We start from the raw sequence: 14,685 nt of genomic DNA on the forward strand, positions 1-14,685 counted from the left end.
AAGGAACATTGCTTTGAACGTACTGATACTCTTCTCTAGCCGAGATGGCCAAACACATGCAATCGCTTCTTATATAGCTAAGCAATTATCGGCGACGGCGACTTGTGAAATACAGGACCTGTCTCAGGTTGGACAAATCGACTTGAACCAATATCAACAAGTCATGATTGGCGCATCTGTGCGTTATGGACACTTCAGTCCGGTATTGAGTAAATTCGTTAGCAAACACGTCGAACAGCTAAATCAAATGCCGAGTGCCTTTTTTGCGGTAAATCTGACAGCACGTAAGCCAGAAAAGCGTTCTCCACAAACGAATGCCTATGTGCGCAAGTTCTTACTCAGTACACCTTGGCAACCCACGCTCTGTACAGTATTTGCGGGTGCTCTCCGCTATCCTCGTTATCGCTGGATAGATAGGGTGATGATTCAACTGATTATGCGAATGACTGGCGGAGAAACCGATACAAGTAAAGAAGTTGAATATACCGATTGGCAACAAGTAAGCAGTTTTACTCAGGATTTCTCGGCACTACAGTACGAAAAATAGCAATACCGCTGATTATCACAGCAAATCGTTGAAATAAAACACGGTTGAAAAGTTTTTTCAAATTAGGGGTTGCAGCCTGTCAGGAACTCCCTATAATGCGCCTCCACTGACCGGGAACAACGAAACATACTTCGCCGGGTCAGGAAGAGAAAAGAACGCGTTTGAGTTCGAAAGAAATCAAATAAAACCTTGACTCTTCAGCGGGAAAGCGTATTATCTGCCTCCCGCGTTACCGTAAGATTCGCTGAAAGGCAAACGGGTAACGAACGCTCTTTAACAATTTATCAGACAATCTGTGTGGGCACTCGCAAGACGATATCGAAGCCTGTTTCGACAGGCAGAAGAAATATCAAAGTCTTGAAGAGTGACCAAAGCAGTACACATTTGAACTTCGGTTCGAATGCATATTTGCAGAAAGTAATCTTTGAGCATCGCTATGTTAACTCATAGCAAATCAAACAAATCTTAAATTGAAGAGTTTGATCATGGCTCAGATTGAACGCTGGCGGCAGGCCTAACACATGCAAGTCGAGCGGCAGCGGGGAGTAGTTTACTACTCTGCCGGCGAGCGGCGGACGGGTGAGTAATGTCTGGGGATCTGCCTGATGGAGGGGGATAACTACTGGAAACGGTAGCTAATACCGCATGACCTCGCAAGAGCAAAGTGGGGGACCTTCGGGCCTCACGCCATCGGATGAACCCAGATGGGATTAGCTAGTAGGTGAGGTAATGGCTCACCTAGGCGACGATCCCTAGCTGGTCTGAGAGGATGACCAGCCACACTGGAACTGAGACACGGTCCAGACTCCTACGGGAGGCAGCAGTGGGGAATATTGCACAATGGGCGCAAGCCTGATGCAGCCATGCCGCGTGTGTGAAGAAGGCCTTCGGGTTGTAAAGCACTTTCAGCGAGGAGGAAGGCAGTCGTGTTAATAGCACGATTGATTGACGTTACTCGCAGAAGAAGCACCGGCTAACTCCGTGCCAGCAGCCGCGGTAATACGGAGGGTGCAAGCGTTAATCGGAATTACTGGGCGTAAAGCGCACGCAGGCGGTTTGTTAAGTCAGATGTGAAATCCCCGCGCTTAACGTGGGAACTGCATTTGAAACTGGCAAGCTAGAGTCTTGTAGAGGGGGGTAGAATTCCAGGTGTAGCGGTGAAATGCGTAGAGATCTGGAGGAATACCGGTGGCGAAGGCGGCCCCCTGGACAAAGACTGACGCTCAGGTGCGAAAGCGTGGGGAGCAAACAGGATTAGATACCCTGGTAGTCCACGCTGTAAACGATGTCGACTTGGAGGTTGTGCCCTTGAGGCGTGGCTTCCGGAGCTAACGCGTTAAGTCGACCGCCTGGGGAGTACGGCCGCAAGGTTAAAACTCAAATGAATTGACGGGGGCCCGCACAAGCGGTGGAGCATGTGGTTTAATTCGATGCAACGCGAAGAACCTTACCTACTCTTGACATCCACGGAATTTAGCAGAGATGCTTAAGTGCCTTCGGGAACCGTGAGACAGGTGCTGCATGGCTGTCGTCAGCTCGTGTTGTGAAATGTTGGGTTAAGTCCCGCAACGAGCGCAACCCTTATCCTTTGTTGCCAGCACGTAATGGTGGGAACTCAAGGGAGACTGCCGGTGACAAACCGGAGGAAGGTGGGGATGACGTCAAGTCATCATGGCCCTTACGAGTAGGGCTACACACGTGCTACAATGGCAGATACAAAGTGAAGCGAACTCGCGAGAGCAAGCGGACCACATAAAGTCTGTCGTAGTCCGGATTGGAGTCTGCAACTCGACTCCATGAAGTCGGAATCGCTAGTAATCGTAGATCAGAATGCTACGGTGAATACGTTCCCGGGCCTTGTACACACCGCCCGTCACACCATGGGAGTGGGTTGCAAAAGAAGTAGGTAGCTTAACCTTCGGGAGGGCGCTTACCACTTTGTGATTCATGACTGGGGTGAAGTCGTAACAAGGTAACCGTAGGGGAACCTGCGGTTGGATCACCTCCTTACCTAACGATACGCATTGCGTAGTGTCCACACAGATTGTCTGATGAATGTAATGAGCAAGAGCACCTGTTGATGTCGTGAGTTTCGACTCATGCTGACGCGAACGGTTAGATTTCGGTTTAATCGGTACTTCGTGTCCCCATCGTCTAGAGGCCTAGGACACTGCCCTTTCACGGCTGTAACAGGGGTTCGAATCCCCTTGGGGACGCCAATCCGATAATGTGTGAAAGACATTATCACTGAATATCTTAAAGATGACTTTAACGAGTCGTGTTTAAGATATTGCTCTTTAACAATCTGGAACAAGCTGAAAATTGAAACAATGCAGCTGAAACTTATCTCTCCGTAGATGTACTGAGATGAGGAGTAACCTGTATTAGAGTCTCTCAAATAATCACAGCGCAAGATGTCTGTAAAGACACCTTCGGGTTGTGAGGTTAAGCGACTAAGCGTACACGGTGGATGCCTAGGCAGTCAGAGGCGATGAAGGGCGTGCTAATCTGCGAAAAGCGTCGGTAAGCTGATATGAAGCGTGACAACCGACGATACCCGAATGGGGAAACCCAGTGCAATTCGTTGCACTATTGCATGGTGAATACATAGCCATGCAAGGCGAACCGGGGGAACTGAAACATCTAAGTACCCCGAGGAAAAGAAATCAACCGAGATTCCCCCAGTAGCGGCGAGCGAACGGGGAAGAGCCCAGAGTCTGAATCAGTTTATGTGTTAGTGGAAGCGTCTGGAAAGTCGCACGGTACAGGGTGATAGTCCCGTACACAAAAATGCATATTCTGTGAACTCGATGAGTAGGGCGGGACACGTGACATCCTGTCTGAATATGGGGGGACCATCCTCCAAGGCTAAATACTCCTGACTGACCGATAGTGAACCAGTACCGTGAGGGAAAGGCGAAAAGAACCCCGGCGAGGGGAGTGAAATAGAACCTGAAACCGTGTACGTACAAGCAGTGGGAGCACCTTCGTGGTGTGACTGCGTACCTTTTGTATAATGGGTCAGCGACTTATATTTTGTAGCAAGGTTAACCGAATAGGGGAGCCGTAGGGAAACCGAGTCTTAACTGGGCGTCTAGTTGCAAGGTATAGACCCGAAACCCGGTGATCTAGCCATGGGCAGGTTGAAGGTTGGGTAACACTAACTGGAGGACCGAACCGACTAATGTTGAAAAATTAGCGGATGACTTGTGGCTGGGGGTGAAAGGCCAATCAAACCGGGAGATAGCTGGTTCTCCCCGAAAGCTATTTAGGTAGCGCCTCGTGAACTCATCTTCGGGGGTAGAGCACTGTTTCGGCTAGGGGGTCATCCCGACTTACCAAACCGATGCAAACTCCGAATACCGAAGAATGTTATCACGGGAGACACACGGCGGGTGCTAACGTCCGTCGTGAAGAGGGAAACAACCCAGACCGCCAGCTAAGGTCCCAAAGTCATGGTTAAGTGGGAAACGATGTGGGAAGGCACAGACAGCCAGGATGTTGGCTTAGAAGCAGCCATCATTTAAAGAAAGCGTAATAGCTCACTGGTCGAGTCGGCCTGCGCGGAAGATGTAACGGGGCTAAACCATGCACCGAAGCTGCGGCAGCGACACTTAGGTGTTGTTGGGTAGGGGAGCGTTCTGTAAGCCGTTGAAGGTGACCTGTGAGGGTTGCTGGAGGTATCAGAAGTGCGAATGCTGACATAAGTAACGATAATGCGGGTGAAAAACCCGCACGCCGGAAGACCAAGGGTTCCTGTCCAACGTTAATCGGGGCAGGGTGAGTCGACCCCTAAGGCGAGGCTGAAAAGCGTAGTCGATGGGAAACAGGTTAATATTCCTGTACTTGGTGTTACTGCGAAGGGGGGACGGAGAAGGCTAGGCTAGCCGGGCGACGGTTGTCTCGGTTTAAGCATGTAGGCGGAGTGACTTGGTAAATCCGGTTGCTTATCAACGCTGAGGTGTGATGACGATGCACTACGGTGCAGAAGTAGTTGATGCCAAGCTTCCAGGAAAAGCCTCTAAGCATCAGGTAACATTAAATCGTACCCCAAACCGACACAGGTGGTCAGGTAGAGAATACTCAGGCGCTTGAGAGAACTCGGGTGAAGGAACTAGGCAAAATGGTGCCGTAACTTCGGGAGAAGGCACGCTGGCATTAGGTAAAGAGACTTGCTCTCGGCGCCGAAGCCAGTCGCAGATACCAGCTGGCTGCAACTGTTTAATAAAAACACAGCACTGTGCAAACACGAAAGTGGACGTATACGGTGTGACGCCTGCCCGGTGCTGGAAGGTTAATTGATGGGGTCAGCCTTACGGCGAAGCTCTTGATCGAAGCCCCAGTAAACGGCGGCCGTAACTATAACGGTCCTAAGGTAGCGAAATTCCTTGTCGGGTAAGTTCCGACCTGCACGAATGGCGTAATGATGGCCAGGCTGTCTCCACCCGAGACTCAGTGAAATTGAACTCGCTGTGAAGATGCAGTGTACCCGCGGCAAGACGGAAAGACCCCGTGAACCTTTACTATAGCTTGACACTGAACATTGAGCCTTGATGTGTAGGATAGGTGGGAGGCATTGAAGTGTGGACGCCAGTCTGCATGGAGCCAACCTTGAAATACCACCCTTTAATGTTTGATGTTCTAACTCGGCCCCGTAATCCGGGGTGAGGACAGTGTCTGGTGGGTAGTTTGACTGGGGCGGTCTCCTCCCAAAGAGTAACGGAGGAGCACGAAGGTTAGCTAATCACGGTCGGACATCGTGAGGTTAGTGCAAAGGCATAAGCTAGCTTGACTGCGAGAGTGACGGCTCGAGCAGGTACGAAAGTAGGTCTTAGTGATCCGGTGGTTCTGAATGGAAGGGCCATCGCTCAACGGATAAAAGGTACTCCGGGGATAACAGGCTGATACCGCCCAAGAGTTCATATCGACGGCGGTGTTTGGCACCTCGATGTCGGCTCATCACATCCTGGGGCTGAAGTAGGTCCCAAGGGTATGGCTGTTCGCCATTTAAAGTGGTACGCGAGCTGGGTTTAGAACGTCGTGAGACAGTTCGGTCCCTATCTGCCGTGGGCGTTGGAAGATTGAGAGGGGCTGCTCCTAGTACGAGAGGACCGGAGTGGACGAATCACTGGTGTTCGGGTTGTCATGCCAATGGCATTGCCCGGTAGCTAAATTCGGAAGAGATAACCGCTGAAAGCATCTAAGCGGGAAACTTGCCTCGAGATGAGTCTTCCCTGGGGCTTTAAGCCCCCTGAAGGAACGTTAAAGACTATGACGTTGATAGGCTGGGTGTGTAAGTGCAGCGATGCATTGAGCTAACCAGTACTAATGATCCGTGAGGCTTAACCTTACAACACCAAAGGTGTTTTTGATATTTGAGACAAAATCGAGTGAAACGATTTTGAGCGCCGTGAGTGGCGAACCCGAAGGGGTGAGTATCGGTATGATACATATACTCTTGATTTTCAGCGAAGTTCCGAGATTGAGCTAATTGGTTTAGTATTTTGATACTGAACGGGTTGGTTAAAACAGAATTTGCCTGGCGGCCATAGCGCGGTGGTCCCACCTGATCCCATGCCGAACTCAGAAGTGAAACGCCGTAGCGCCGATGGTAGTGTGGGGTCTCCCCATGCGAGAGTAGGACACTGCCAGGCATCAAATAAACAAAACAGGCTACCCTAACGGGTGGCCTTTTTTGTTTATGGGTTCTAACAGCGAGCGACTGGAGCATGACATGCGACAAACTGCGAATGCAGTTTGGACAGCGTCTGCGCTGGCCCCATTGGCATACTGCTGGCCTCTCGAAAGAGTCAAACTCATTCTTTCTTTTAGTTTTTCCCCATTTTTATCGTCCACGCCACAGAAAATAACCTTTATTTCTTTAAAATCACTCAGTCTGAAATTGGAACGATGTTTTGATTGTGAGGTTTGAATGAATGCAGGTCTCTTCGTACGCACTTTCGCACTATCTGCAATACTTGCCGCGACAACAGTGCAGGCGAGTTCAGTGACACATCAAAAAGAAGCCATTACCGAAAACAATCTCCCCGTTTTCTACCCGCAGTTAAAAAAATAGATGACATACCAAAGCTCATGGCTCGCCGGAAAATATACAGATTTCGCGCTATGGAAAAATGATACCCGAAAAATCCTCCGACAAGCATTGCTCACCCCCGACTCAACAATTGCGTTTGCCGCAGAGAAGATAGATCAGCAAGATCGTGGGAGTTATGTCGCTGAAAAAGTAGCATTAAATATCACGGATGAAAGCCGTGTTCAGGGGTTGCTGTTAACCCCTAAACGGAAAGGCCCTCATCCGGCGATTGTTCTGCTGCATGATCACGGCTCTAAGTTTGATATTGGTAAAGAGAAAATGATCCGCCCTTGGGGGAATAGCGCGCAATTGGCCTCTGCGCAGGCGTGGTCAGATAAGTTTTTTAGCGGTAAGTTTGTCGGCGATGAATTAGCAAAACGTGGCTATGTTGTGCTCTCCATTGATGCTATTGGCTGGGGTGATAGAGGCCCGATGAGCTATGAGCAGCAGCAGGCTTTAGCCAGTAATTTCTTTAACCTCGGCCGCTCATTAGCTGGCAATATGGCTTATGAGGATATGCGGACGGTTGATTTTCTGGCGACACTCCCATCGGTTGATCGCCAACGTATTGGGGCACTCGGTTTCTCTATGGGGGCTTACCGCGCATGGCAACTGGCAGCACTGTCAGATAAGGTGGCCGCAACCGCAGCCATATCTTGGTTTGGCAACTATCAAGGTCTGATGACGCCTGGCAACAATGTACTGCGCGGACAGTCAGCTTTCTACATGCTGCATCCCGGTATCGCCAATAAGTTGGATTTTCCTGATATTGCCAGCTTAGCGGCACCAAAACCGATGCTGCTCTTTAACGGTGGAAAAGACAAATTATTCCCGTCGGAAGCAGTCGAGCAGGCTTACGGTAAAGCCCATGCAATCTGGCGTTCGCAGAACGCGGAGTCGCGGCTGGTCACTCGCAGTTGGCCGGATCTTGGGCATGTATTTTACCAAGAGCAGCAAGATGTGGTTTTCCCGTGGTTGGACCGTTGGCTCAAGCCATAAAAAAAGGCCCCGAGGGGCCTTTGTCACTCTAAACGCTATCAGTGAGAGCTGCTCTGTGATGCGCCCAAACCTGTTTGTGAACGAACAAACTGAGCTTTGAAGCGCAGACGCTCTTGCTGACCTGCTTCTGAAGTATCGGTGACCGAGAAGAACCAGATCCCGACGAACGCCACTATCATTGAGAATAATGCAGGGTATTCATACGGATAGATTGGTTTTGCATGCCCCAGAATCGTTACCCAGATGGTTGGGCCTAAAATCATCAGGATAACTGCGGTCAATAGCCCTAACCAGCCGCCAATCATGGCACCACGGGTGGTCAGTTTTTCCCAATACATGGAGATGAAAATAATAGGGAAGTTACAGCTGGCTGCAATAGAGAATGCCAAACCGACCATGAAGGCAATATTCTGTTTTTCAAACAGAATCCCTAAACCAATAGCCACAAATCCTAACACCACGACCGTGATTTTTGAGACTTTTAACTCATCGCGCTCATTCGCTTTACCGTTCTTAATCACACTTGCGTAAAGGTCATGGGAAACCGCCGATGCACCTGCTAATGTCAGTCCGGCGACGACGGCGAGAATGGTCGCAAAGGCTACCGCTGAGATAAAGCCTAAGAAGAAGCTGCCGCCAACGGCATCAGCCAGATGGACTGCCGCCATATTGTTACCGCCTAGCAATGCACCTGCTGCATCTTTAAATGCGGGATTCGGGCCAACCAATAGGATCGCACCAAACCCGATAATGAAGGTTAAGATGTAGAAGTAGCCGATAAAGCCAGTGGCGTAGAACACACTTTTACGGGCCTCTTTCGCATCACTTACCGTAAAGAAGCGCATCAGGATGTGAGGTAAACCGGCCGTACCAAACATCAATGCCAGACCAAGCGATAGCGCTGATATTGGGTCAGAGACCAATCCGCCAGGGCTCATGATTGCCAAGCCTTTAGGGTGAACTTTGACAGCTTCGCTAAATAGCGTATTGAAGTTGAAGTTAACGGACTTCATGACCATAAGGGCCATAAATGATGCACCAGCCAACAACATGACCGCTTTGATTATCTGTACCCATGTCGTCGCCAACATGCCACCAAACAGCACATACAGCACCATCAGGATGCCAACGAGCACCACTGCGACATGGTAGTTCAGGCCAAATAGCAGCTGAATCAACTTACCTGCACCTACCATTTGGGCGATCAGATATAAGGCAACTACCACTAATGAACCACAGGCGGATAAGGTCCGGATGGGCTTTTGTTTCAATCGATAAGAAGCCACATCGGCAAAGGTATAGCGGCCTAGATTACGCAGACGCTCCGCGATTAAGAATAGAATGATTGGCCAGCCGATTAAGAACCCGATGGAGTAAATCAAACCATCGTAGCCGGAAGTATAAACTAACGCAGAAATGCCGAGGAACGATGCTGCCGACATAAAATCACCGGCGATTGCCAGGCCATTTTGGAAGCCGGTAATCCGCCCACCTGCGGTGTAATAATCTTGTCGGGAGCGGGTCCGTTTTGACGCCCAGTAGGTGATATACAGTGTCGCGCCGACAAACAGAACGAACATGATGATCGCCTGAATATTCAGCGGTTGGCGATGAACTTCGCCAGTAATTGCATCTGCCTGTGACAGCGCAGGCAGAGCCAGTAAGGAAAGTGCGGACCAATGGCGGATCTTCATTGCTTCACCTCGCGAAGAATTTCTGCCGTCAGACGGTCAAACTCGCCATTAGCACGAATTACGTAAATGCCAGTAAGAACAAAAGAAATAACAATCAGCCCTACACCAACGGGAATACCGCGAGTAATGCTGGATCCGGCATAGAGCGGGGTGCCGAGCCATTGTGGTTCGAAAGCAATTAGGAAAATGAAGCCGACATACAGCGCCAAAGTAATCAGCGAAAGTAGCCAAGCAAAGCGACCACGCTTTTGCACCAACTCTTTGAAACGCGGGTTATTTTCAATCTCTTGATAAATGCTGTCATTCATCAGAGTTTCTCCTTTGAGGCATTAATTAAGGTTGCCGCCCGCAGGCGGCACAATTTACGACGGTGTTTGCATTGATTGTTTTTCTTCCAGTAATTTGTCCACAACACTCGGATCGGCCAGCGTAGAGGTATCTCCTAAGTTGCTGGTATCCCCTGCCGCAATTTTACGGAGAATCCGACGCATGATTTTGCCGGAGCGAGTTTTTGGCAGCGAATCCGTCCAGTGCAGAATATCCGGTGTGGCGATCGGGCCGATCTCTTTGCGTACCCAGTTACGAACCTCGGTATACAGCTCTGGTGTTGGCTCTTCCCCGTGATTTAGGGTGATATAGGCATAGATAGCCTGCCCTTTGATGCTGTGTGGAACCCCAACAACTGCGGCTTCGGCAATTTTTGGGTGAGCGACTAAGGCTGATTCAATCTCGGCGGTGCCTAAGCGGTGGCCTGAAACGTTCAGCACGTCATCAACTCGGCCGGTGATCCAGTAGTAGCCATCTTCGTCACGGCGAGCGCCATCACCGCTGAAATACATGCCTTTAAAGGTGGAGAAGTAGGTTTGTTCGAAACGATCATGATCGCCAAACAGGGTTCTGGCCTGACCCGGCCAAGAGTCCGTGATGACCAGATTGCCTTCTGCCAAACCTTCCAGCGGATTGCCCAGATTGTCGACGATCGCGGGTTGTACCCCAAAGAATGGGCGAGTCGCGGAACCGGCTTTCAACTCAGTCGCTCCCGGTAGCGGGGTTATCATGAAACCGCCGGTTTCAGTCTGCCACCAGGTATCGACAATCGGACATTTGCTGTTGCCGATCTTGTTGTAATACCACTCCCAAGCTTCTGGGTTGATAGGTTCACCTACCGAGCCCATGATGCGCAGTGAATCGCGCTTGGTTCCTTCTATAGCTTTATCACCTTCCGCCATCAGGGCGCGAATGGCGGTTGGGGCGGTATACAGAATATTGACCTGATGCTTATCGATAACTTGACCCAAGCGATTGACGCCCGGATAGTTCGGTACACCTTCAAACATCAGTGTAATCGCGCCACAAGCCAATGGGCCATAGAGCAGATAACTGTGGCCGGTCACCCAGCCGACGTCGGCGGTGCACCAGTAGATATCGCCGGGGTGGTAATCGAAAACATACTTAAAGGTCAGCGCGGCATAAACCAGATAACCGCCAGTGCTATGTAATACCCCTTTCGGTTTGCCCGTAGAGCCGGAGGTATAAAGGATAAACAGCGGATCTTCGGCGCTCATCTCCTCTGCAGGGCAGTCGGCGGAGGCATCTTTAATCAGGTCATGCCACCACAAGTCCCGCCCATCTTTCCAATAGCTGGCATTACCGGTGCGCTGGAATACGACCACATTTTTGATACTGGTGATGGCTGGATTTTTCAGTGCTTCATCGACATTTTTTTTCAGTGGAATTGCACGACCAGCACGGATGCCTTCGTCGGCAGTAATCACCAATTTTGAGTTAGAGTCGATGATGCGGCCAGCGACGGCATCAGGTGAGAATCCACCAAAAATAACAGAGTGCACTGCGCCAATACGTGCGCAAGCCAGCATGGCAACAGCGGCTTCTGGCACCATCGGCATATAGATAGCCACCACATCACCTTTTTTGATGCCCAGTTTTTTCAGCGCATTGGCAAACTGGCAGACATCATGGTGAAGTTGCTTATAAGTGACGGTTTTTGACTGGTTAGGATCATCACCTTCCCAGATAATCGCGGTTTGATCGCCACGTTCAGCCAAATGGCGGTCAAGGCAGTTAGCTGCCAGATTTAGCGTACCGTCTTCAAACCAGCGGATGCTCACATGGCCGGGGTCAAAGGAGGTGTTTTTTACCGTGGTATACGGCTTAATCCAATCAATAATCTTGCCATGTTCACCCCAGAATTCATCCGGGTTTTGCACCGATTGTTGATAGTATTGGTGATATTGTTCTGGGTTTATCAGGGCATGCGCTGCAATTGCAGTTGGAATAGGGTGTTTATGTATTTGGCTCATAATAGTTCTCCTTGAGATTGTTAATAATATGTCAATCAAAGGTTAATTATAGTGCGAGAGGACGTTTTGTTTCTTTTTTGGGCGACAGATCACGCATAAAAGATGTTGATTTAGAGACTTACTTAACGTGCTGCGTGGTGAATCGATATCTTAATGATAGGAGAGAGACATTGAGGCCATGCAATAAAGGAAAGAAATGTGCTCATCAGCTCATTTCTGGTGTGAAAGGGAGATATTCAAGCGCATGTATAATCTAGAGAAATAACGTAGCGTTATTAATGCAATCTAATGCAACTGGCTAACCAAAAAATAGAAATTAAATTTACAACAGTGGAGTCAGACTATTTTAATATCGGATGGTAATTAAAGTGAGATATATATTCCAGAGGAGAATATGGGCATAGAAATAAAAAATGAATAACATAACTATGAATTTTTATATTTTCCTATTTTAGGTCAATTTCATTCTATGCTTTGAAAAAAACATGACTCTGGTTGTAAAATATCTAAAATGAGCGGAGACTTATGATAGTTGAATTTAACAAAGCAGAAACACAATGCGTCAAAAAATAGAACATAAATAGGATTATTCTTGTCAATTAATTTAGTTTGTTTTTTATACTGACGCACCAAGCTATTATTTGCCATTAAGTCATTTTACTTTTTTAATAACAATTATTTACTGCATCTTGACCGATTTTTTGCCTGATATTATATCTCGACCCGATGTGGGCTTGATGTAAACAAGACTTGCAGAAGTGTGTCCAAAAATGATACTGATTTATAACGTGGACGGCTGGCGGGAGGCCGTACCATAAGCTCCATCAACTATAGCCCCGTATTTAATGATTAAGTATTCCATTTGAAATGCTTGGTAACTTGCATTTCATGGCATGCTTTGAGGGATTTTTAGGGTATGAAAAGTGTAAAAATAGGTCTGGCCTGGCAAATACTCATTGCGCTGGTATTAGGTATTTTGGTTGGTGCGATTCTGCATAATCAAATTGAGTCCAGAGAGTGGTTAGTCAGTAACGTTTTAAGTCCGGCGGGCGATATATTTATCCGCTTAATTAAAATGATTGTTGTCCCCATTGTTATTTCAACCCTGATCGTAGGGATTGCCGGTGTGGGTGATGCGAAGAAACTCGGGCGCATTGGTCTAAAAACCATCATCTATTTTGAAGTTATTACAACCGTCGCTATTATTGTCGGGATCACCTTAGCGAATGTATTCCAGCCGGGACATGGCATTGATATGTCGGCACTGACCGTGGTGGATATCTCCCAGTATGAAAAAACCACCGAACAAGTACAAAGTGGCAGCCACAGTCTGGTGAGTACCATTTTGTCGCTGATCCCTGCGAACGTCTTTGCCTCTATGGCGAAAGGCGATATGTTGCCGATTATTTTCTTCTCAGTGTTGTTTGGTTTAGGGCTATCTTCATTGCCAAAAGAAACCAAAGAACCACTGTTGAATGTGTTTAAAGCTGTTTCAGAAAGCATGTTCAAAGTCACCCACATGATAATGCGCTATGCGCCTATTGGGGTGTTTGGCTTGATTTCGGTGACTGTGGCCAATTTTGGATTTGCCTCACTTATTCCTCTCGCCAAACTGGTTATTCTGGTTTATGCCGCCATTCTCTTCTTTGCGTTAGTGGTACTGGGTACCGTGGCAAGATTGTGTAAATTGCGCATTTGGACATTAATTCGAATCCTAAAGGATGAGCTGATTCTGGCCTATTCTACGGCCAGCTCTGAAACAGTATTGCCGCGAATTATTGAGAAAATGGAAGCTTATGGCGCACCTAAATCCATCACCAGTTTTGTGGTGCCGACAGGTTATTCATTTAACCTCGATGGCTCTACGCTATACCAAAGTATTGCGGCCATCTTTATTGCCCAGTTGTACGGTATTGAACTCTCTATCGGACAAGAAATTATTCTGGTGCTGACCTTAATGGTGACATCAAAAGGCATTGCCGGTGTTCCTGGGGTATCTTTTGTTGTCTTACTGGCAACATTAGGCAGCGTGGGGATTCCATTGGAAGGTTTGGCCTTTATTGCCGGTGTGGACCGTATTCTGGATATGGCCCGAACGGCGCTGAATGTGGTGGGTAACGCGTTAGCAGTGCTGGTTATCGCCAAGTGGGAACACCAGTTTGACCATAAGAAAGCCAAGGCCTATGAAAAAGCGCTGTTTGCACCGAAGCAGACACCTGTTAGCCAAGGCTAATATCAGGCACGCTTCAGTCAATGAATCATTGATTCATTAAGATTCGCACGATACTGCTCGGCAATGAGCCCCCTATCAGAGCAATACTGATAGGGGGTTTTTATTGTTGTTTATCATCCATACCGCACCAGTTAAGTTGCCGTGATTATGCATTTAATCCCAAACGATATGACCAATGAATAAGCTCGGCCACTTTGTGCACATCCAGTTTTTTCATCATATTAAGCCGATGAGTCTCAACTGTTTTCTGGCTGATCGAAAGTCGGTCCGCAATAATACGGTTACAGGCACCTTCGGTAATCAGTTTTAGAATTTGCCTCTCTCGTGGCGTAAGAATGGGTTGGCTATTCTCAGTGCCTTGCGACAGCTTACTCATCAATGCGCTATTCAGCGCAGGATCAATATAGCGCTTACCTGCGGCGACCGTTTGAATCGCTGCCATCAAGATCTGTTGTGGGCTTTTCTTTAAAACATAACCTAGTGCACCACTGTTTAGTGTTCTGCTCGCGTAATGTTCCTCATGACGTGCCGTTAATACCAAGATTTTCATGGTGGGCCAGCGGCGAAGAAGTTGAATAATAACGTCAAGACCATCCATACCGGGCAGACCTAAATCAATGATTGCTATGTCGGGTTCGGTCTGACGACATAAGTTGTAGACGTCTAGCCCATTTTCAGCCTGACCGACAATCTGATAGCGTGGATAAGCCGCGAGCATATTTTTAATACCATTAATAATCAGTTCGTGATCGTCGACGATCAGTAACTTCGTATTCATAAAGTCGTTCCCTTTACAT

Annotated in this window: 7 protein-coding genes, 1 tRNA gene and 3 rRNA genes; 7 read left to right on the forward strand and 4 right to left on the reverse strand. The window is 48.3% G+C overall.

Annotated elements, in window-relative coordinates; genetic code table 11:
- Positions 1-13 precede the first annotated feature (13 nt).
- From hemG to ACZ76_RS10620, 6 genes are all read left to right on the forward strand, one after another.
- A complete protein-coding gene (gene hemG, locus ACZ76_RS10590; protein WP_048618914.1) occupies positions 14-547 on the forward strand; it encodes a menaquinone-dependent protoporphyrinogen IX dehydrogenase in 534 nt (177 codons plus the stop codon).
- 467 nt (positions 548-1,014) lie between these two features.
- Positions 1,015-2,557 (forward strand): 16S ribosomal RNA (locus tag ACZ76_RS10595).
- 133 nt (positions 2,558-2,690) lie between these two features.
- Positions 2,691-2,766: transfer RNA gene (locus ACZ76_RS10600), tRNA-Glu, on the forward strand.
- 224 nt (positions 2,767-2,990) lie between these two features.
- Positions 2,991-5,897, forward strand: a 23S ribosomal RNA gene (locus ACZ76_RS10605).
- Positions 5,898-6,085: 188 nt separating this feature from the next.
- Positions 6,086-6,201 (forward strand): 5S ribosomal RNA (gene rrf, locus ACZ76_RS10610).
- Together the 16S, 23S and 5S rRNA genes with 1 tRNA gene alongside form the textbook arrangement of a ribosomal RNA operon.
- 422 nt (positions 6,202-6,623) lie before the next feature.
- Positions 6,624-7,640, forward strand: coding sequence for a dienelactone hydrolase family protein (locus tag ACZ76_RS10620; RefSeq protein ID WP_048620260.1), 1,017 nt, complete (start codon positions 6,624-6,626; stop codon positions 7,638-7,640).
- A gap of 38 nt (positions 7,641-7,678) precedes the next feature.
- Here the strand turns inward: ACZ76_RS10620 and actP are convergent, their stop codons facing one another.
- Genes actP through acs form a run of 3 tightly spaced genes read right to left on the reverse strand, consistent with a single transcriptional unit; the run spans position 7,679 to position 11,655 of the window.
- A complete protein-coding gene (actP, locus tag ACZ76_RS10625) occupies positions 7,679-9,334 on the reverse strand; it encodes a cation/acetate symporter ActP (protein ID WP_048618915.1) in 1,656 nt (551 codons plus the stop codon).
- A complete protein-coding gene (locus ACZ76_RS10630) occupies positions 9,331-9,642 on the reverse strand; it encodes a DUF485 domain-containing protein (protein ID WP_004874055.1) in 312 nt (103 codons plus the stop codon). Before ACZ76_RS10630 ends, actP begins: the two co-directional genes overlap by 4 nt.
- Positions 9,643-9,696: 54 nt before the next feature.
- On the reverse strand, positions 9,697-11,655 hold the full coding sequence (gene acs, locus ACZ76_RS10635) for an acetate--CoA ligase (RefSeq protein WP_048618916.1): 1,959 nt from the start codon (positions 11,653-11,655) through the stop codon (positions 9,697-9,699).
- A gap of 916 nt (positions 11,656-12,571) precedes the next feature.
- Here acs and gltP point away from each other — a divergent pair.
- Positions 12,572-13,888 (forward strand): glutamate/aspartate:proton symporter GltP, encoded by a 1,317-nt coding sequence (gene gltP / locus ACZ76_RS10640; protein ID WP_004874053.1) that lies wholly within the window; start codon positions 12,572-12,574, stop codon positions 13,886-13,888.
- A gap of 145 nt (positions 13,889-14,033) precedes the next feature.
- Here the strand turns inward: gltP and ACZ76_RS10645 are convergent, their stop codons facing one another.
- Positions 14,034-14,666, reverse strand: coding sequence for a two component system response regulator (locus ACZ76_RS10645; protein WP_048618917.1), 633 nt, complete (start codon positions 14,664-14,666; stop codon positions 14,034-14,036).
- Positions 14,667-14,685 lie beyond the last annotated feature (19 nt).

The sequence above is a fragment of the Yersinia aleksiciae genome, from assembly GCF_001047675.1.
GTDB classification, from domain to species: Bacteria; Pseudomonadota; Gammaproteobacteria; order Enterobacterales; family Enterobacteriaceae; genus Yersinia; species Yersinia aleksiciae.